This window comes from Flavobacteriales bacterium, from assembly GCA_026129465.1.
Taxonomy (GTDB): Bacteria; Bacteroidota; Bacteroidia; order Flavobacteriales_F; family PHOS-HE28; genus PHOS-HE28.
This window is the reverse complement of sequence record JAHCIA010000001.1, coordinates 3,411,269-3,430,370: the sequence shown is the minus strand read 5'-3', so window position 1 is coordinate 3,430,370 and position 19,102 is coordinate 3,411,269. Positions and strand designations below refer to the sequence as shown.

Genomic DNA, 19,102 nt, shown 5'->3' with positions numbered 1-19,102 from the left:
TTCAGGCTCAGATGTTGGCGCTGGCGATGGCCGCAAAGCCCGTGTTCTTCAGCGGCAGGGCGATGGCATGCCAGCGGTAACCGGCGTTGCTCTCCCGCATCTCGGGGTTCGTGGCCGCGTCGCGGTAGTAGAACTTCATGGTACCGCTCGCCTTGAAGCTGCGGCTCGTCAGGAAGGCCACCGTCGCCTTCTGGTCTCCGGACACTGCTGCCGAGCCGAAGGCCTTCCGCTGGCCAGCGGCCGTGATCAGCGGGTTCTTCGTGTACTTGTAGGTGCGGAACCCGTAGTAGTTCTCGCTGATAAGGCCCTTCTTGGCGTTGTGGAACTGCTGGGCGAAGCTCAGGTCCGCGATCAGCAGGTCGGCGCAGTGCTGCGCGTTCAGGATCAGGCGGCGCTCACCCTCATCATCCGGGGCGTCGATCTGGTCCATGGCCAGCTGCAACCGGATCAGGTCGGCGGGGAGCAGCCTGCGGCGGCCGGTGCCATCATCGGGGCCGGTGGTGCGCAGCAGGGGCGTGGTGGCCGTGTCCTCCTGGATGCACAGATTGTAGGCCGCGTGCGCCAGGAAGAAGGTGTTCAGCCTGATGCGGTGGCGGCTCACCACGCTGCCGGGCTTGTCGTACGGGATCGCGTACAGCTCATCATCGGTGATGGTGGTGTTCGTCGTCTCATACTTGTTCAGTGCCAGCGGAATGTTGTTGTCCGTGCGCTGATCGCTGGGAATGGGATACACCGTGTTGTTCACCAGCACGTCGGGGTCCGCACCGATCTCGGTGAGGTTGATGATGTTCTTGTTCACGTACTGGTTCTTCTCCTGTACGCCATCCAGGAAGCGGCTGTCCGCATCGAACGGATTGATGATGGCCGACTCCCACAGCTGCAAGAGCGCCACCGCATTGGCCACGCCCTGCGGCATGGGCACAAGCGATAGCATGGCCGACCCGGCCAGGCAGCCAACGAAGGCGGTGCCGAGGTCCGCGCCGGTGATGTGGCTTACGGCTGCGGCCATGAACAGGCACAGAAACAGCGCGGTGAAGAAGTTGATGAAGTGCTTCATGTTGATATCGGGCTTGGCCTTGTTTTCTGCTCTTGGTCCTGTGTTCGTTCACCCCACTCACTTGCCGTACTGCGCCTTCCAGAGCGCCTCGAAGGCCTCGGGGTTGTCCTTGCGCATGGCGTTCAGGCCCTTCTCGTCCTTCTCCATCCACTCGGCGTAGGTCCAGTTCTCGCGCCCCTTGGCCACAGCGGCACTACCGCCATCGGCTCCGGTCTCCCTGGCCACATTGGGCGCGGCCACCAGGGCCTCCACTTCGGCCTTGGTGGCATCGAAGTCTGCGGCGAACTTGGCCTCGTAGCTGGCGCGGTGCGCCTCGGTCATGCGCTTCTCGGCAACGGCCTTGTCCAGGATGCTCTTCACCTCCTGGGTGCGGCGGGCGATGGCATCGGCCTTCGCCTTGGCCTCGCTGGCCTTCAGCGCATTCAGACGGGCGAGGACCTCAGCCTCGGTTGCGGTCTCGGGCATGCCCAGCGTGGCACGCAGCAGGTTGATGTCCATCGTTGTGGTCTTGGTTTTGGCCGAACTGGCTTTGGGTAACTTATTGGCGGGACAGCCACATGCGGCGATGCGCGCAACGGCTTCCTCATTGATCTCTTCTCCCTCGTCTTCGACCAGGCCATCCACGAAGCCTTCGGCAACAGCCTCCTCGCCGGTGTACCAGCGGTTGCCCTTGCTCCAAAGTGCCTCGATATCTTCCTCGCTCTTCCCCGTCTTCTTCGCGTAAGCCGCGCGATATTCCTTGGTCACATCGCGCAGGCCCTTCAGGTCTTTCTCCACCTCGTCCTCGTCGCCGTCCACCATCGCCTTGGGCTTGTGAATCATGTACGAAGTCGTACTCTGCACACGGAACTCGTCCAGGTGCAGGCCGATGTACGTGGCAGCGCTCATCACAGCAGGACCTCCCTCGCCCGTGATCCGGCCCGTGAGCTTGCGCAGCGCACCCAGGATGCGCTTGGCCTCAAGTACGCTGCCCCCCTCGCTATCGATGTAAACATGGCCATCGGCCACGCCACTGGCCACCAGCGCGTCGATGCTGGCCTCGAAGTCGCGGGCGTTCGCCCGTGTGTAGCTCGCGATCACGCCCTCGATGCGCACATCGGCACGCTTGCCGTTGCGCTTGGCGGTGATATGCAGCGGGCGCTTGATCATCGGCCGCAAACATGCGGGCCGCGATCCTCCGCCACCAACAAAAGTTCCCATGGTGCGGGGTTGGTGCCCCGCACCATGGGAGAAATTGCGCGCGCGCGAACCCCTACGGGACCACCTTCGCAGCATGGCCAAGGACCAGGAACGCAACATCGCGCGCATCTACTTCGTGGAGCAGGGCATCACGCGCAAGGAGATCGCCGAAAAGCTGGGAGTGCGCGAGAAGACCGTGGGCGATTGGGCCACCAAAGGCAACTGGGAGGACCTGCGCACCGCACACCTCACCAGCAGCAAGAACGTGGAGAATGCGCTGCGTGGCCTGATCCAGACCTACAGCGAACAGCTCACCAACATGGAGCGCGACAAGGACCTTGCCCTGGCCATGGGCGGGGCCAAGGAGAAGGCCCGCCTGGTGGATGCGCTGGCAAAGACGGCGAAGACGCTGGAGATCGTGCGCGCCGAGAACGACATCACGCTCAGCGCCAGGCTGCGCATCATGGAGTGGGTGTTCGGCGAACTTCAGAAGTACGACCCCGCCGCGCACGTGAAGCTGGTGGAGTTCCAAAGCCTGCTGCTCGATGAGGTAGCACGTATCCACGCATGAGCAAGAAGGCCAGGAACCGCAAGGCCGAGGAACGGCTACTGGCCGGGTACCGGCGCAAGCTGGAGATCCTGCGCAACAGCGCTGGATTCAAAGCGCATGAAACGGCCGTTGAAAAGGAGTTGCGCATCGCCGAGGCCAAAGCAGACCCCGTGGTCTTCGCCGAGACCTACCTGAAACACTACGCCAGCAGCAAGTGTGCCGCCTTCCAGGATGAAGCCGCACGGCGCATACTGCGCACAAAGGACATCCGCATCGTGCTCCGCTGGGCACGCGCCCACGCGAAGAGCGTATGGGCTGATGTGATCACACCCCTTTGGTTGTGGTTCCGTGGCGAGCCCATGTACCTGGTGATCGTGGGCAGCAGCCACGACCGCGCCAAGACCCTGCTGAGCGACGTGCAGGCAGAGTTCGAGGCCAACCCACGGCTGATCCACGACTGCGGTGATCAGCAGATGAGCGGCAGCTGGCAGGACGGCTCCTTCACCACCAAGGGAGGGTTCACCGGCGTTGCCTTGGGCATGGGCCAAAGTGTGCGCGGCCTGCGCAAGCGCGCGCTGCGTCCAACCTACATCGTGCTGGACGACTGCGAGACCCGCCAGCTATGCAAAAACCCCAAGCGCCTGGCCGAGATGGTACACTGGGTGGAGACCGATGTGCTCGGTACCATGGACGGCCCCGTTCAGCGCTTGGTGATCGCGAACAACCGATTCGCGCCGGACATGATACAGACCCGGCTGCTGGAGCGGCACAAGGACTGGGTGTGCAACGAGGTGAAGGCGTACGATCCCGTCACCTATTTGGCTGCATGGCCAGAGAAGTACGGTTTCGATGATGCGTACTGGCGCGACATGGAGCGCAAGAACGGCACCCTGGCCGTACGCGCTGAGTACCTGCACGAGCCGCACGTGGAAGGGAGCATCTTCACCGACGACCTCTTCAGTTTCGAGAAGCCACCGCGCATCGATCACTTTGAGCATGTCGTAGGCCACTGGGATGTGGCCTACGCTGGTACGAGCACCGCAGACTACAACGCCGTGCGCGTGTGGGGCCTAAGCAAGGATAACCGCTACTGGTTGCTGGCCACCTTCTGCAAGCAGAGCAAGATGGCCGCTGCTGTACGCTGGATGGTGGACTACGACCGCAACCTGCCTGCCAGTGTTACCGTGCGCTGGCAGTACGAGGCGCAGTTCTGGAACGACGAGCTTGAGCGCACCCTTGCCGACGTGTGCAAGGAGGAGCGGCACCAGCTGCTCATCAGCCGGGCCGAACGCAGCAAGGCCAACAAGTACGACCGCATTCTTAGCCTGCACCCGTACTACCAGAACGGCCGCGTGGTTTACAGCGATCGCCTGAAGGGCGACAGCGACAGCATGGTGGCCCTGGCCCAACTGAAAGGGATCGAACCAGGCTACAGCGGCCACGACGATGCACCCGATGCGGACGAGCAAGCCATCAGCGTGCTCAGCCGCGAAGTAGTGAGCCGGGAATGGGCGGACCCGGTAGTTGCTCCACGACCACGCCCCAAGAACATCTGGTAAGCCATGGCCATCGAATACGCCTTCCTGACAGCCGCCGATGTGAACAGCCGCATCCGCGATGAACACCGGAACGACCTGCGCGACTGGGATCCTGGTGCGCCTGAGCCGGATGAGAACGATGCCGAGGCCGTGGCCGCAAATGCCGCAGCGCTGGCCACCAGCGAGACCGTGGAGCTGAGCTGCGAGAGCATGGCGATCGCCAAGGTGCGGAGTGCGTTGCACAACCGTTTCAACGACGATGCACTGTTCGCTGCCGAGGACGACGACCGCCACCCGCTGGTGATCCTGCACGTGCTCAACATCTTCGTGTACCTGCTGTACCGGCGCATCAACCCCAGGAAGATACCCGAGACGGTGAAGGACGACCATGACGAGACCCTGGCCTGGCTGGACAGGGTGGCAGCCGGCAAGGAGGTACCGGACTTTCCAGCAGTGGAGGACCCCTCCCTGGACGCCGGTATACCCCGCGTAGGTGGCGCATGGATACCCAAGGGCCACCACTTCTAGGCCCAAGAAGGCCCCTAGAACCCGTTTAACTCCATTGAACTTGCACGATATGCGCCTCGCTGGTACATCACCCCGTCCGAACCTGTTTGAGCGCCTTAGAGCGGCTTTTTCCGGAACGGCCCTCCCCCTGGCCATGAAGCAGAGCGATCGCATGCCCGATCTGGAGCGCTGGAACATGCCCCACCGCAGCGTGGACATGCGCGACTGGGAGGTGGCGGTGAACATGGCCAAGAACGTACACCGGACCGACCGCAGCCGCTTGATGGACCTCTACGACAGCCTGGTGAAGGACGCCCACCTTGGCAGCGTGCTGGAGACACGAGTGCTGCGGGTGCAACGATCGAAGTTCAAGCTGGTGGGGCCGGACGGCAAGGCCAAGCCGGAGCTGCTCACCTTCCTGGAGGCACAATGGTTCGAGGACTTCCTACGCTACGTGGTGGAGGCCGAGTTCGTGGGCCACACCCTCATCGAGCTGGGCGAGCTGCCCAAGCCCGGAGACCTGCGAACGGTGAACCGGATCGATCCGCGCAACGTGCTGCCCTTCCACGGCGTGGTGGCCAGGCGCATGGGCGAAGAGACCGGCTACAAGTTCCGTGAGGAGCCTCTGCGCAGCTACCTGATCGAAGTGGGCAGGCCCGATGACCTTGGCCTGCTGGAGCGCGTGGCACCGGTGGCCATCGTGAAGAAGTATGCCGTGGGAAGCTGGAGCGCATTCGTGGGCACCTACGGCATCCCCAGCCGCTGGGTGAAGACAGCAGCCCGCGATGCCCGGCGCGTGCGCCAGCTGGAGGAGGTGATGCAGAACATGCTGAGCAGTGCCTACGCAGTGATCCAGGGCGACGAGGAGTTCGGCATCAGCCCCACGCCTGGTGGCGACCCGCACAAGGTGTTCGACGACCTGATCTCCAGGATGAACTCCGAGATCAGCAAGCGCGTGCTGGGGCAGGATGGCACCACCGACAACAAGGACGCCAGCGGCACCTACGGATCCATGAAGGTGCTCCAGGGCGTGGCCGAGGACCGGCACCAGGCGGACAAGACAGCCGCACTCTATGTGATCAACCAGGAACTACTTCCGCGCCTGGTCGCCTTGGGCTACCCGCTGAAGGGCATCCGCTTCCAGTGGGACGAGCTGCGCGACATGAGTGCCATGGAAACAGTGGAAGCAGTCGCCAAGCTCGGCGTGGTGTTCGACATCGACCCCAAGCACGTGGAGGAGCGCACCGGCATCAAGATCCTGGGGGCACGCCGTATGCCTGGGGAGATCGGGCCAGGTGGAGACCCCGCCGACCCTGTTGTATCGCCGGATGGTCTGAGCATCCAGGACACGGCCATGAACGGCGCACAAGTGGCCAGCCTGCTGGACCTCATGACCAAGGTGTCCACTGGCGAGATTCCCGCAGCCGTTGCGCGGCCGCTCATTCGCGTGGCCTTTCCCAAGGTGCCCGAGGAGCGCATCGACCAAATGCTGGAAGGCATGAAGCAGGCCGACCCGCCACCCACGGACACCCCGCCCAAAGGCAACGGCAAGCAGAGCGGGAAGAAGAAGGGCGAAGCCGAGGAAGGCGGGGAGGAGGATGAGGATGAAGACGGCGATGGCATCACAGCGCAGTGGCCGCGCAAGAGCCTTGGAAGCTGTGGGGTGTGCGGTGGGAGCCGGGATATGGACATCACCGCCGAGGGCGGGCTGGTGCCGCTCACCGAAGAGGAAGCAGACGCCGTTCTTCGCGAGATCGAAGACAGTGGCGGTTTGTTCTCCCAGCACTACTTCAACCATACTGCTGAGGCACTCAAGAGCGCATTCGACAGAGGCTGGCCGAATGCACCTGTGAACCCCGAGGCCATTGACACAGTGGCCCATACCGTTATGGAGGCCAACATATACCAGTTCTCGGGCCTGAAGACAGAGTACATGGCACGGGAAATGAACGAGATCGCTCGATCCTCAAAGGGCTTCGCCGACTTCAAGCGCCGCGTGGTGGAGAGTAAGAAGTTCGGCAAATTCGAGGCATACCGAGCCACAGAGTATGCCAACGCTGTGAATAGCGGAATGCAGGCCAGCCGTTACTACAGCATGAAGGAGCGCGCCGATGCCCTCCCATTCTGGCGTTATGAGACCATGGAGGACGGCCGGGTGCGCGAAGCTCACGCCCGCCTCAACAACAAGGTCTTCCATCACAACGACAGCATCTGGAGGGAGATCTACCCGCCGAACGGCTGGCGCTGCCGCTGCTACGTGACGCCGATCGATGACGGCACTGAGGCGCTACCCAAGGACAAACACAGCGCACAGGAGTTCATTGACCCCAAGGAGTATGCGGTCATGAAGAGCAGCGGCTTCGCCGTGAACAGGTCACAGCTGGGAGAGGTGTTCAAGCTGAACGCCTCTTACAACACGGGCAAGCTGGACCAGGCCATGGGCATCAAGGAGAACTATGGCCGCTTGTGGCGCAAACAGCGCTACGCGGATATCATGAGCCGCGAACTGCCTGGCATGCCACAAGGTGCGCTATCGCGCGAAGAGGCCGAAGCGCTGTTGTTCCCCACGCCGCAGCAGAGCAAGACCACCTTCCATGACCACGTAGGCAGACCTTGGTCCTTCTCGCGAGACGCCTACCGCAAGCACACCGACCCCGGACACAAGGGATTTGAACAGAGGTATGAGCAAGAGAAGCGCTATGGTCTGGCCCACGCCATACCTGACGTACTGAAGCAGCCCGATGAGGTCTGGTTGCTCGGCTCATCGAAAAGGGACACCCCTGGGGCCGCTCATTACAAGTACATCAGGTACTACGAGGGAAAGACCATCGTGGTGGAGGCACGGGCGATATTACAGGCCCGTTCCGAGCCATCCATGCGCGTGGTGACGTGGTACGAGGCCGATGCCAAGACAATCGGCAGGCATCGCATGGGCAACCTGGTAAAGAAGAACGCCCGATGATGTTCTTGACGTTTCACAGTGCCGAAGCAAAGCCGTCGTAAGCCATTGCAGCGCAAGGGCACATCAGGGGGCGTCCTGGAGCAAAAATAGCACATCATGCCGGTCTACGGGATACAGAACCTCGATAAGCGCATCCAGCGGATGCAGAAAGACCTGGTGACCAAGCTACCCAAGAAGCTCGGCCAGGCCGCCGAAACGCACTTCCGCAACAGCTTCAAGAACCAAGGCTTTACCGATAAGGCCCTGGTGCCCTGGCGCAAACGCGCCAAACCGCCCATGACCAAGCGCGGTAAGCAGAAACCTCATACCATCCTCTACCAATTCGGACTTCTGCGCAACAGCGTGCGCCTGGTCCGGTGGCAGTGGAACGACATACAAGTGGTGGCTGGCGGAAGCCATGTGCCCTATGCCGCCATACACAACGATGGCGGCACCATATCCAAGTCCGTATCCGTGCGCGCCTTCGATCGCCGCGCACATATGGCCCGCACCAAGGCCGGTACGCGCATGCGCAAGGAGGCCAAGGTGAGGGCCAGTACCCGAAGGATGAACACGGTGATACCACAGCGCAAGTTCATGGGTGACAGCCACGTGCTGCGTATGGAAATGCGGCGCATCATTCTCAAGTCCATTGTTGAACCACTGGTTAAATGAGCTGGAACACGAACGACAACGTAGATCCCATCTTCCAGGACTGGGGCGAAGCGTACAAGGAGCTGTGCGAGTTGATAAAGGCCAAGGTGCCGGAGATCAAGCACGTGGACCTGTACTACGGTCAGGACCAAGTGATCGATAGCGATGGCAAATGGCTCCCCTTCCGCGCACCGGCCGTGTTCCTGGACTTCCAGGCCGCACAGGTGAACGATGTGGGCGACCTGGCGCAGCAGCTGGAGATGGACGTGACCGTGTGGGTGGCCACCGAGACCGTGCAGGATACCACCCACGGCAGCGCTGGCCAGCGCCGGGCCATGCAATTCGTGGGCCTGATGCGAAAGCTGCACGTCGCTTTGCACAACGCGAGCGGCGAGCACTACTCGCCCCTAAGCCGCGTGGGCATGCAGCGGAAGGCCGATGCGCCACCCTACATGTACATGTACGGGCAGACCTACCGCTGCATCATACACGACAACAGCACCAGCCCGCAGCTCCAGTACCTGATGCCACCGCACCAGCTGGAGATAGAGCCGGTCACCGGCGAGGTGCCACCCATCACGCCTGCACCTGGTGAATGTCCCACGGTACAGCAGCTTATACCCATCACCACGGTGCAGGTGATCGCGCAGAGTTTGACCACGCAACAGGCTGCGGACCTGTACATCCTGCTGGGCGGCAATGCCGGTGACCTGGAGACGCTGGTGGGCGAAGCCACGCCCCAGCAGCTCTACGCGGTGATGACGCCAGACCAGGTGAACTACGTGCAGAGCCTGTTGCCGGCCGTGGAGATCCGAAACAGTGCGGGCGCGTTGCTCGGCACTGTGCAGGGCGGAGCCCCCCCGTACGTTTGTCCTGACGCGGTTACACGGACAACTACTGGCGCGACGATCGTGCAGGTCACGCCTGCTGGCGAGAGCGAGAACTTGCCGCTAAGCAACAACCGCTATATCAACGCAGCTGGCTACACGGCAGCAACCGCGCCTTCCAACACCGAGTACGGCGGGGGGCTGCTTCGACCGGCTTACGTGATCCCGAGGTTCACACTACTGAAGGCCGACGGCGTCACGCCGCACGCATACCGCGACATCACCAACCCGTTCTACACGCTTCCGGAAGAGGGCGACCCGATCATCTACAACTTCGGTCGGCACCTGCACGCAGGCCCAGCAGCGAGTAGTGTTCTGGGGGATGACCCTTGGTTGCTTCAGCAAGGTTGGTATGACCTCACTCAGACCGTCGGGTACCTGAGTAAGCACCAGTACCTTGTTGATGAAGAAACCCTTGGCTGGCCCAACGCCTTTGGGAACACCAACCGGTTCACCGCGCCTGACGGAACAGCCTATGACGTGTCGGGCAACCGAACCTTCATTGACCACTTCACGCGGCTTCAGTGGTATGTGCCGAATTCGCCGCTTACCGGCCCGAACTGGACAGACATCATCGCGGCCGCAGAAGCGCACTCCTTCGCAGGCCATTCGGATTGGCACCTGCCCGGCCTTCGTGTGCTCATGACTTTGCTCAACTACAAGCAGGCTGGGGTGCTGAACTATGGTCCGATCCTTCAACCCTCATTCACTTGGTTCACCGGCACAACGGTGCCCGGAACGGTTGGCTCTGCCTACGGCATAATTGTCGCTGGTGGAACTACAGGAACCGCGACCGCTGCATCCAAGGCCGCGACCACCAACCGCTACGGTCTCTTTGTTCGCCGCTGGACACCACCAACACCACCATGAGGCTACAACTGGATACCCACCCAGGTGTGATCCTGGAAGACCCGGAATGGCAAGTGCTGCACACCGTTGACCGGCCCGCCGAGCAGACCTTCACGCCAACAATTGTGCTGGACTGCGGCCCGAACCTTCGCGTTCTACATAGGCTGCCGCCACAGCCTTACGTGAATGGCACCTGGGGCGATGAACATGTATCGGCGGCCGTGCAGGCATACCTGCCTACGCTGGAGGTGGGGTGATCACCCCTTGGTCCACACCAGGTCTTCTATGCGGCGCTCGCTGAGGTAATAGCGCTCGGAAAGCAGACTGATCACATATTCGGCCGTGAACTTGGGCTTTCGCCCCTGCTTCGCGGAACGGAGCTTCTCATAGTCCTTGCGGATCTGGGCATTGCGCCTTGCGATAAGGTCGTTGTTCCTTGCCATGTGTCAAATGGAGCAGCCGCAGAGCACAAGGGCGATCAGCGAGAGGAGGAATGTGGCCAAGGCCACTGCGGCCAGGGGCTTCGAGTTCTTCATCGTGGGACGAGTCGTTTGCGCAACTCCTTTACCGCGCGTCGGTGCGCCTTTCTCGTGGCCTGTTCTGACCAACCGTTCTCCCGTGCGATCCCGGTGGGTGTGGCACCGTCCATCACGCGCTCCATCAAGTAGCGCTGGAACGGCGTGAGGCTAGCGATGGCGTATCGCAAGCGCGCATGGCCGTCCTGGCGTATGACTTGGTCATCCACTACCTGGTCGACGTCTCGCAAGCGAGCATCGGCCTCGGCGGCGAGGTGCGCGGTGGCTGTTCGCTTCCGCATTTTGAGCCAAGTGAACGCACAACTGCGAGCCACCGCGATCGCATAGCTGAGGTTGCTGCCATTCGTGTTAACGAGGCCATGACGCCGAAAGCGCTCAAGCACCTTGATGGTGATATCCTGCACCAGGTCGTTACGGTCAGCGCGCGGTATGGCCGCTGTCCTGATGGCCCAATCGATGGCGGGCCGGTAGCTGCGGACGAATGCGACCGCAGCCGCATCGGCCGTGGGGCAAGGGAGCCCAGCAGTGCCAGCCCCCCCCGCATGCCCCAAGTCCTCCGATACCATGGAACCCAAAGAACCGATCACGGGTATGCCCAACAATGAACAACTGGCTGTTCAATCAACATTTGTGATGATTATCTCCGTACGCCGGTTGCGCAGGTTGTGCCGCTCTCCGATGATGATGGTGCGCAGGTCGTGCTCCTTGGCCAGCTCCAGCACCACCGGGTTGTCGAACTCACTGATTGCGAAGCGTAGCCCACTGGCAAGCAGCTCTGTGAACAAGTCGCCGGTGTCCTGCTCGCACCAAGCTGCGGCCCTGCCGTAGTTGTTATCGGTGCCCAGGTATGGTGGGTCGGCGTAAAGGAAGGCGTTGGCCCGTTCGTTCTTGCTCATCGGTATGCGCCGAAGCATGTTGCGGAAGTCGCAGTTCATGAACTCAACATCGTAGAGCAGCTCCCGCGTGGTTGCGATGCGTTCCTGGAGCAGTCGCTTGGCGTTCTTCTTGTTCCACTGGAGGGTCTGCGGCTTGCCCAGGAAGCCGAAGTTGCTCTGCAACAGGAAGCGCACGGCCCGCCACACGGGATCGTCCGGCATCTCCTTCTTCCAGTGCTTCCACAGGTCCTCGTGGATGGGCGTATTGTACCAGGCCTCCTCCAGCTCTGCTGACCTGTCCAGGATGACGCAGAACAGGTTGTAGACCTCGCCGTCCAGGTCGTTCACAATGCTGCGCTGGGCGGGCTGTTTGGAGAAGAACAACCCGCCTGCACCGAAGAATGGCTCAAGCCAGAGTTTATGGTCGGGAATGTGTGGCAGGATCTTGGCGGCGATACGCCGCTTGTTTCCTAGGCGTGTGAGTATCATGGCGGCGAAGCAGCGCAGCGCTGTACGCCAGTGGCCCATCAAGTTCGCTTCGTACGTGGTGCTTTGGGGCCGGGCTTTTTGCGCGCAAGGCCCTTCACGCGCAAGCGGACGGGACTGATCCGCCATTCAACACGGCGCAACTCGAACCGATAGTGCTCGAATACACCTTCAACCGTTCGCCTGCGGATGAAGCCTGTCGGGTAGCCCGGGTGGAAGCTGCTGAATGCGGCCAAGCTGGACCAGGCCTCCCATTTGCCACTCTTCTTCCAACGCACCACGATGCACGTCTTGCGGCCCATGACGCGTGTACGTGCCGCGTATGCTGCGGGTTCCGGACCACTCGGTCAAATGTGGACCGTGGAGGTTGACCTCAGGGAATGAGCCAGCGCACCAGTTCGATAAGGCCCCACAGCACCAGCGCCCCGGCCGCGATGATGGCCTTGGCACCCATGCTGCGCCACACGGCGCGTGAGTATGGGTCCATGGTGTTGTAGTAGAGAGCTACCGAAAATACCACTGCGTACAGAAGGCGCTTCATTGCGTTGGTGCCCGGCTTGTGCAGAGCGCGCGCAATGGAGCATCAACGGGATGGGGGAAAAAAGGCGCCCCTGGTTTTACTGGGGTTCCAGCGGTTCTACACTACTCCGCAGCTTCGTACCCGGCGGCCAAGAGTTGGCGAGCCGGGCGTGGGGTGGCTGGCACCCAATACCGGCCGTCGCAGCCAAGCAGAATGACCGTGTAGTAGGGCTGCGCCGTCGCCTGAGATCGGGCGGCTTCGAGGGTGCTCCATCGGGTGATGTTGCCGCCCTTGATGAGGCTTTGGAGTTGCGCTGCGTTCATGACGCATCTAAGCACGATCAATCATGCGGAAGATGCAAGTCCTTTCTGTAGGGGTCCATTCGGTCAACTCTTCTTCAGCTTTGCCCCGTCGCTATTGGCGCCTCCCGCCAGGACGGGGCTTGTTCGTTTTCGCTCGAGCAGGGCGTTCAGCTCTTCTCGAGCTGCTTGCCGACCTGCCTCACGAGCGGCATTGAGAAGTTCTTCAGATGGCGTAACATAGGGAGCTGGTGGTTCGGCGGCAATAGGAAGGCCCTGGTGCTGGGCGGTGCGCTTCATCTGGCCACGGCCCATGACGAACCATTCGGCACTGACCTCAGGGTAAGCATTGAGGATCTTCTGTATAGTATCAGAGTGCAACCCCTTCCCATTCTTGATCGACTGAGCAATGAGGCCCACGCTCAATCCCGCCTTCACGGTGAGGCTGTTATTGTTCAGGCCATACGCCTGGATCAACTCTTGAAGGCGGTCTATAATGGTACTCACGCTGTCATGTTGAAAACTATATGCAGAGAAGTCTCTTGACTGTGTAGAGTTATCTCAATACGTTTGTCCCCGTAATGAGGGACAAAGAAAGGACGCGCCCTGCATATGGGCTAACCGATGCCGCCAAGCAGCGCATCACAAGGGACCTGCGAAAGGGCGACAAGGCTCTCATCGCAGAGATCACCCGCGCCACACCGGACTATGTAAAGAAGGTCCTGACCGAGAAGCGCAAAGCGCAGTCCGCCCTGGCGTTGCGCATCTGGAAGACAGCGAACCGCATCACCCTGGATCGCGCCCGGCTGAAGGGCGACCTCGGCGCATGGTAGTTCTTGAGGGCACATATCTACTGGAGTTCGCCGACCTGGTGAACGACCGCTGCCTGAGCAAGCCCGCCTATGACAAGGGCGTGAGGGAGGGGCGCATAACGATTTGTCAGCGCGGTAGTGGTGGACGGCCTGCCCTGATCGACTGGAAGAGCCTCGCACCGAAGTACCAGGAGCTGGTTGCCGCGCACCTTGGTGGCGACCCGGAGCACATCGCCAAGGCGCAGCTTGTGGAGCGCCACCTGGTCCTAACGCCCGAGGACGAGCGGCACATCGAGGGCTTCAAGAGCAGCAACGGCCTCGGCCTTTCACCCGAGAAGCGCCGCGAGCTGAAGAAGGCCGCTGCCATCATGAACCTGGTGGCTACGCTTGACCAGGTGATGAAGGAGGGAGGCTCGCGGGCAGTGCAGGCGGAGTTTGGCATGACGGTGATGGCGCTGAAGGAAACCATCCTGGCTTACATCAAGGCCAACCGTGAGCGCCTCCCGAAGAAGTTCCCCACGAGCTTCGCCCGGCTGGAGGCGCGCAAGCGCGCCTACCTGGCAGCCAAGGCCGAGGGCCAGCCTGGAGCGGCCACGCTGATACACGGTGGCCAGGGCAACGCGAACAGTAGCAAGCTGGGCGATGACCAGCGCAAGGCCCTGCTGATGGTTTGCAGCCGCCACCAGAACTACAGCCTACAGCGCAACGCCACGGACTACAACCGCATCGCTGCGGCGAAGGGCTGGCCAACTATCAGCGCCAACACGGTGCGGCGCTTTCTGGCCGATGGGAACAATGGCCGCGCGGCCAGCATCTATGCCAAGGGCATCGCGCAGTACAGTAACAACTACGGCATAGTGGTACACCGCAGCAGGCCCACGCAGCCCACCTACATGTGGGTGCACGATGGCACGGACTACGAGCTGCTATACCGCAAGGAAGAGGGCGGCAAGGTGACGCACCACCACCGCAAGCTGGTAGTGGTGGTGGTGGACCCGCACACGTGGTATCCGGTGGGCTACGCCATCGGCGACCAGGACACCATTGCGCTGGCGCAGGAGGCGGTGGCCAACGCGGTGCTGCACATGAAGGAGCTGACCGGCAGCTACGCCCTGCCCTACCAGGTGCAAAGCGACCGCCTTGGCCACAAGACGCTGGGCGAGTGGTACGAGCGCATGGGCGTGAAGTATACACCGGCAGCGGCGAGGAACAGCCGCAGCAAGATCGTGGAGCCCTGGTTCAAGCACCACAACGACACCTACGTGAACCGCAACTACAACTGGAGCGGCCACAACGTAACCTCCAGGAGCGAAAACCAGCCGAGCCCGGAAGCGCTGAACAGCCTGCGAAAGCACTTCCCGGACGAGCACGGTGTGATCGCACAGATCCACGAGGCGATCGCAGCAGAGCGAGCCGACAAGGTTGCAGCATACCGACAGGCGCTGGAGGCCATGCCCGCCGGCACGCTTCGCGCCATTGGCCGCGAGCAGTACCTGGAGCTGTTCGGTGTGCAGCACAAGTGGGAGAACGAGCTGACGAACCGAGGCCTATGCCCTACCATCCTTGGAGAAGAGCGGCCCTACCAATTGCTGAGCACTGCCTTCCAGCGCGAGGTGGGTGCCCGCTTCCGCATCACCTACGACCCGCAGGACCTGAGCACTGTGCTGGCCACCAGCATGGACGGCCTGCGCCGATATCTGGTGCCGGAAGTGATGCCGATGCCAATGGCGCTCATGGACCACACGCCTGAGACCAGGGCACAGCTCGCGGCCACTGAATCCTTCAAGAAGGAGCTGAGCCAGGCAGCGATAGACAGCATCCTGAATAACAGGGAGCAGATGGCCTACCTGGCCGAGCAGCTCCTGCTGGATGCGAGCCTGGTGCGCCGACCACGTGCAGGCAGCAAGACGGACGATGTGATGCGGATGACGCCAGAGCAAGAGGCGGTGGAGAAGAACTACATCATGATCAAGGGCAGCCACAAGGCCGCACAGCAACACGTACGGAACTACAGCGAGGCTGAGATACAGCAGCGCGCGGTGGACAACCTCTAAACCCCACGAACCATGGAAACCATCGATACGACCAAGGCTGTAAGCGTGAATTACCACGGGCTACCCGAGTACCTGCGCAAGGAGGCCATCGCAATGGCCAGGCAGGAGCTGAACCTAGGACTGAAGGACCTGATGTTGGGCCGAGCCGAATTCGGCCTTTCTCACCGCCATCCTGAAACTGATCGTCGCAACCTGACGGACGTGACACGAACCACCATAGCCTGAACGCCATGAACAAGCCCACGTTGACCCACGAACAGAAGCAGGCCATCGGTGCCAAACTGATGGAAGCATATGAGAAGAGCGGCTTCAGCAGCCGGGCGAAGTATGCCGTTAGCATCGGCATCAACAGCAGCGACTTCAGCAACATCGCCTCCGAGAAATGGGCCAGCAACGACCGGCTGTTGAGCCACAGCAAGTGGCTGCGCATCGCCAGGTCGGTGGGCTTCGAGTTCACGCCTGCGGAGAAGTGGGTGACGGCCCGCACGGAGACCTACCTCACCATCAGCAAGCAGCTTGAGGTGTGCCAGGCGGAAAGCCTCGCTGCCATGTTCTGCGACCGCGCTGGGATCGGAAAAACACATGTGTGCAAGGAGTTCGCCGCCACGCACCGGAACGCCTTCTATATCAACGGCGGTCTAGCGCCCAATCGGTTCCGCTTCATCCGCGCCCTGGCGCAGGCTGCTGGCATCGAAGCCAAGGGCAGCGCCGAGGATGTACTGGCAGACTTCACTTACTACCTGAAGAGCCTGGAGCGGCCCATCCTCATCATTGACGAGGCCGGTGACATGGACAACAGCACCTACAGACTGTTGAAGCGGCTCTACAACGAGCTTGAATTCGTGTGCGGCTTCTATATGGTAGGCGCTCCCGACCTCCGCAAGCGCATCGAGAACAGCATCCGCCTGAAGCGGAACAGCTTCGAGGAGGTTTACAGCCGCTTTGGTGGCAGATACCTACATGTGGTACCGCAGGAGCCACACGCGCAGCGCAAGTTCATACAGCAGCAGGTGATGCAGGTGTGCAGGGCCAATGGACTTACGGACCCCGAGCGCCTGGAGGCGGTCGTAACACGCAGCCTGGAGGACATGGGGCGCGGCTTGCGCTACGCTAGGATCCAGGTGAAGAAGTCCCGCATCGCGGCATGAACGCCTTGATACAACGCAGCAACGAGGCCCGCACGGGCATACAGGAGGCCACCGGCATGGACGACCTGAGCTACCAGCTGCTGATACTGGAGAGCGGTTGTCAATGCCTGGATGATCTGGTGCGACCGGTAGGCACCGTAAGCCTGGAGGCGTGCTCACAGTACCGCGAGCACCTCGCCGCTATCGGCTGGTGGACGTTCTACGAAATGGCGTGGCGTGCATTCGAGGTGCGCCTCTGGGCAGAGTGGTTCGGCCCAGAAAGCCTGGTGCCGCACCAGCCTAATGACTGGAAGCGTGAGGCATTGCTGAAGGAAGCCTACACACTGCGCTACACGGCACACTACGCACGGGCATTCGACCTGTGGATGAAGATGGTGGAAGGCAAAAGCGTGCTGGTGATAAGACCTCCTGCCGACACCAAGAACGAGCAAACCCAACCCCAACACCATGAGAGCAACTGCTGACATCAAGGGCCTGAGCGCGGCCGAACTCTCGCGCCTGGCCAAGGAGGCCAAGGCCAAGGAGAAGGCCGAGGCCGATGCCAAACGCCGCGAGTACGACCGCCTGCGCGATGAGTACCTGGAGACCTGCTTCGGCAAGATGGCCGAGCTGAGCGCCACCCTCAAGGAGTTCAAGGACCACGCCGTGAAGCTGGGGATGGAGCTGCACGAGAAGATGTACCTGGCCTACGACCGCGAGCCCAAGGAGGGCATAGACAGCTACACCCTCACCAGCAGCGACGGCCTGCGCAAGGTGGTGATAGAGCGCCAGTGGCGCTGCGAGTACGACGAGACCAGCATCATGGCCATCGAGACCATCCGCCAGGTGCTGCGAGACAAGTTCGAGGGCCGCAACAAGGGCATGTACAAGATCATCGACAGCATCCTGATGCGCAACAGCAAGGGTGACTACGATGAACGCCTTGTGGCCAAGTTGCGCAAGCACGAGGAAGATGTCAGTGACCCCCGCTTCAGCGAGGCGCTGGACCTGCTGGCGAAGAGCTACAAGCCCACCAGCAGCCAGACATACATCCGCGCGTACCGCAAGGATGAGCAAGGCCGCTGGCAGGACATCACCATGAACTGGAGCCGCATGTGAAGACCAAGTGCGGGTAGGAGTGCCCGCTTCCCAGGCCCGGCGGTTCTGTCACCTCCGTCGGGCCACACGGGCCGGATGGCTGAAACTGGATAGGCAGTCGGCTAGCTACCGGCGATGAAGGTTCGATCCCTTTTCCGGCCCCCCAACACCACAACCCCGAACACGATGGACCGCGACTGCACCCACTGGCAGGAATACGACCAGGCCCTGAAGGACCTGGCGAATGAGCCGATCATCGGCTCGCACCGCATCGGTGAGCTGAACATCAACGTGACACACCTGCGATGGGAGGTGAAGCGGGGAAAGCTCTGGCGGAAATGCGGATCGAACCGCACTGGCCAAGGCATCCGCCTCGACGTGGGCAAGGCCGTGCGACAATATCTGCGCGACCACAACATCTACGCGGGCAAGTGATCGCACACGATTGGTGTGAATACATCCTGCATGCCGACCCGCCGACATACCCAGGTGAATGGCACGGCCACCCTCACGCTGTTCGACGACCAGCATCGGCAGGCGATAAGCGACATGATAGAGCAGTTCCGGAGGCAGCTCAAGGATGCACGGACGGACCCGGAAAGGGCCGAGCTGGAACTCGCCATTCAAAGCTGGACAGCAGCGATGAACGAGCCATTGCCGTGCAACGCGCACGGCTCAAAGCGATCGACGACATCTTCAAACTCAGACGATGAGCACATATAGCCGATTCTTCCTGCTATGGAAGGATGCCAAGAGCGACCCTCATTGGCCATACGAGAACCATGGTGAGCTGGTGCGGGAGTTCACTCGCGGAGGCACGGATAGCCTGCGCCGTTTGACCGTAGTGGAGCTGCGCCGACTGGAACGCCGGATGGAAGAGATGCAGATGAATCCGAGGCTCCAGGCTGGCCAGAGAATGCGCCGCAAGATCATCGGCATCCTTGCAGCTCGTGGCGCAGTGAATGTCCAGGGCAAGCCGGACATGGCGCATGTGTATGCCTGGGTGCGCAAGTATGGATACTTGGGCAAGGAGCTGAACGCCTACACCGTGGCAGAGCTGCCCAAGCTGGTGAGCCAGGCGGAGGCCATCGTGGCGAGTGACTACAGGGCAATACAGCAGAACCATGGCTGAC

23 protein-coding genes and 1 tRNA gene are annotated in these 19,102 nt (G+C 61.5%); 16 read left to right on the top strand and 8 right to left on the bottom strand.

Annotated features, from left to right (window positions below; all coding sequences use genetic code 11):
- Positions 1 to 7: 7 nt before the first annotated feature.
- Together KIT10_14560 and KIT10_14555 are read right to left on the bottom strand one after the other, a co-directional pair.
- Positions 8 to 1,057 carry a hypothetical protein gene (locus KIT10_14560; GenBank protein MCW5900483.1) on the bottom strand — a complete coding sequence of 350 codons (1,050 nt, stop codon included), beginning with the start codon at positions 1,055 to 1,057 and terminating at the stop codon, positions 8 to 10.
- Between the two features lie 57 nt (positions 1,058 to 1,114).
- Positions 1,115 to 2,206 carry an ATP-dependent Clp protease proteolytic subunit gene (locus tag KIT10_14555; GenBank protein MCW5900482.1) on the bottom strand — a complete coding sequence of 364 codons (1,092 nt, stop codon included), beginning with the start codon at positions 2,204 to 2,206 and terminating at the stop codon, positions 1,115 to 1,117.
- A 124-nt stretch (positions 2,207 to 2,330) separates the two neighbouring features.
- Between KIT10_14555 and KIT10_14550 the strand changes: the two genes are divergently transcribed.
- The 7 genes from KIT10_14550 (at position 2,331) to KIT10_14520 (ending at position 10,419) form a co-directional block, all read left to right on the top strand.
- Positions 2,331 to 2,807 (top strand): DUF1804 family protein, encoded by a 477-nt coding sequence (locus KIT10_14550; protein MCW5900481.1) that lies wholly within the window; start codon positions 2,331 to 2,333, stop codon positions 2,805 to 2,807.
- On the top strand, positions 2,804 to 4,345 hold the full coding sequence (locus tag KIT10_14545; protein ID MCW5900480.1) for a hypothetical protein: 1,542 nt from the start codon (positions 2,804 to 2,806) through the stop codon (positions 4,343 to 4,345). The genes KIT10_14550 and KIT10_14545 overlap by 4 nt, the downstream gene beginning before the upstream one ends.
- 3 nt (positions 4,346 to 4,348) lie before the next feature.
- The gene (locus tag KIT10_14540; GenBank protein ID MCW5900479.1) at positions 4,349 to 4,852 is read left to right on the top strand and encodes a DUF1320 family protein; all 504 of its coding nucleotides are present in this window, start codon (positions 4,349 to 4,351) and stop codon (positions 4,850 to 4,852) included.
- Between the two features lie 133 nt (positions 4,853 to 4,985).
- The gene (locus KIT10_14535) at positions 4,986 to 7,793 is read left to right on the top strand and encodes a DUF935 family protein (GenBank protein ID MCW5900478.1); all 2,808 of its coding nucleotides are present in this window, start codon (positions 4,986 to 4,988) and stop codon (positions 7,791 to 7,793) included.
- A gap of 96 nt (positions 7,794 to 7,889) precedes the next feature.
- The gene (locus KIT10_14530; GenBank protein MCW5900477.1) at positions 7,890 to 8,447 is read left to right on the top strand and encodes a phage virion morphogenesis protein; all 558 of its coding nucleotides are present in this window, start codon (positions 7,890 to 7,892) and stop codon (positions 8,445 to 8,447) included.
- Positions 8,444 to 10,183 carry a DUF1566 domain-containing protein gene (locus KIT10_14525; GenBank protein ID MCW5900476.1) on the top strand — a complete coding sequence of 580 codons (1,740 nt, stop codon included), beginning with the start codon at positions 8,444 to 8,446 and terminating at the stop codon, positions 10,181 to 10,183. The genes KIT10_14530 and KIT10_14525 overlap by 4 nt, the downstream gene beginning before the upstream one ends.
- The gene (locus KIT10_14520; protein MCW5900475.1) at positions 10,180 to 10,419 is read left to right on the top strand and encodes a hypothetical protein; all 240 of its coding nucleotides are present in this window, start codon (positions 10,180 to 10,182) and stop codon (positions 10,417 to 10,419) included. Before KIT10_14525 ends, KIT10_14520 begins: the two co-directional genes overlap by 4 nt.
- On the opposite strand, the gene KIT10_14515 is transcribed toward KIT10_14520, so the two are convergent.
- The 6 genes from KIT10_14515 to KIT10_14490 all read right to left on the bottom strand — a co-directional run bounded on the left by KIT10_14515 (position 10,420) and on the right by KIT10_14490 (position 13,385).
- Positions 10,420 to 10,605: a hypothetical protein gene (locus KIT10_14515; protein MCW5900474.1), complete on the bottom strand. Its 186-nt coding sequence runs from the start codon at positions 10,603 to 10,605 to the stop codon at positions 10,420 to 10,422.
- 89 nt (positions 10,606 to 10,694) lie between these two features.
- Entirely contained in the window at positions 10,695 to 11,264 is a 570-nt protein-coding gene (locus tag KIT10_14510; GenBank protein MCW5900473.1) for a sigma-70 family RNA polymerase sigma factor, read from the bottom strand.
- 51 nt (positions 11,265 to 11,315) lie between these two features.
- Positions 11,316 to 12,062, bottom strand: coding sequence for a DNA adenine methylase (locus tag KIT10_14505; GenBank protein ID MCW5900472.1), 747 nt, complete (start codon positions 12,060 to 12,062; stop codon positions 11,316 to 11,318).
- Positions 12,063 to 12,100: 38 nt separating this feature from the next.
- Complete coding sequence (locus KIT10_14500) at positions 12,101 to 12,361, bottom strand: hypothetical protein (GenBank protein MCW5900471.1); 261 nt, start codon at positions 12,359 to 12,361, stop codon at positions 12,101 to 12,103.
- A 71-nt stretch (positions 12,362 to 12,432) separates the two neighbouring features.
- Positions 12,433 to 12,600 (bottom strand): hypothetical protein, encoded by a 168-nt coding sequence (locus tag KIT10_14495; GenBank protein MCW5900470.1) that lies wholly within the window; start codon positions 12,598 to 12,600, stop codon positions 12,433 to 12,435.
- Between the two features lie 365 nt (positions 12,601 to 12,965).
- On the bottom strand, positions 12,966 to 13,385 hold the full coding sequence (locus KIT10_14490) for a hypothetical protein (GenBank protein ID MCW5900469.1): 420 nt from the start codon (positions 13,383 to 13,385) through the stop codon (positions 12,966 to 12,968).
- A 74-nt stretch (positions 13,386 to 13,459) separates the two neighbouring features.
- Between KIT10_14490 and KIT10_14485 the strand changes: the two genes are divergently transcribed.
- The 9 genes from KIT10_14485 (at position 13,460) to KIT10_14445 (ending at position 19,101) form a co-directional block, all read left to right on the top strand.
- A complete protein-coding gene (locus KIT10_14485; GenBank protein MCW5900468.1) occupies positions 13,460 to 13,711 on the top strand; it encodes a hypothetical protein in 252 nt (83 codons plus the stop codon).
- Complete coding sequence (locus KIT10_14480; protein MCW5900467.1) at positions 13,705 to 15,744, top strand: hypothetical protein; 2,040 nt, start codon at positions 13,705 to 13,707, stop codon at positions 15,742 to 15,744. Before KIT10_14485 ends, KIT10_14480 begins: the two co-directional genes overlap by 7 nt.
- Before the next feature lie 12 nt (positions 15,745 to 15,756).
- Positions 15,757 to 15,969, top strand: coding sequence for a hypothetical protein (locus KIT10_14475; protein ID MCW5900466.1), 213 nt, complete (start codon positions 15,757 to 15,759; stop codon positions 15,967 to 15,969).
- 5 nt (positions 15,970 to 15,974) lie between these two features.
- Complete coding sequence (locus KIT10_14470; protein MCW5900465.1) at positions 15,975 to 16,892, top strand: ATP-binding protein; 918 nt, start codon at positions 15,975 to 15,977, stop codon at positions 16,890 to 16,892.
- Positions 16,889 to 17,356 (top strand): hypothetical protein, encoded by a 468-nt coding sequence (locus tag KIT10_14465; GenBank protein ID MCW5900464.1) that lies wholly within the window; start codon positions 16,889 to 16,891, stop codon positions 17,354 to 17,356. Before KIT10_14470 ends, KIT10_14465 begins: the two co-directional genes overlap by 4 nt.
- The gene (locus KIT10_14460; protein ID MCW5900463.1) at positions 17,340 to 17,990 is read left to right on the top strand and encodes a DUF3164 family protein; all 651 of its coding nucleotides are present in this window, start codon (positions 17,340 to 17,342) and stop codon (positions 17,988 to 17,990) included. The genes KIT10_14465 and KIT10_14460 overlap by 17 nt, the downstream gene beginning before the upstream one ends.
- Before the next feature lie 68 nt (positions 17,991 to 18,058).
- A tRNA-Ala gene (locus KIT10_14455) sits at positions 18,059 to 18,135 on the top strand.
- Positions 18,105 to 18,404 carry a hypothetical protein gene (locus KIT10_14450; protein MCW5900462.1) on the top strand — a complete coding sequence of 100 codons (300 nt, stop codon included), beginning with the start codon at positions 18,105 to 18,107 and terminating at the stop codon, positions 18,402 to 18,404. The genes KIT10_14455 and KIT10_14450 overlap by 31 nt, the downstream gene beginning before the upstream one ends.
- 274 nt (positions 18,405 to 18,678) lie before the next feature.
- A complete protein-coding gene (locus KIT10_14445; protein MCW5900461.1) occupies positions 18,679 to 19,101 on the top strand; it encodes a hypothetical protein in 423 nt (140 codons plus the stop codon).
- Position 19,102 lies beyond the last annotated feature (1 nt).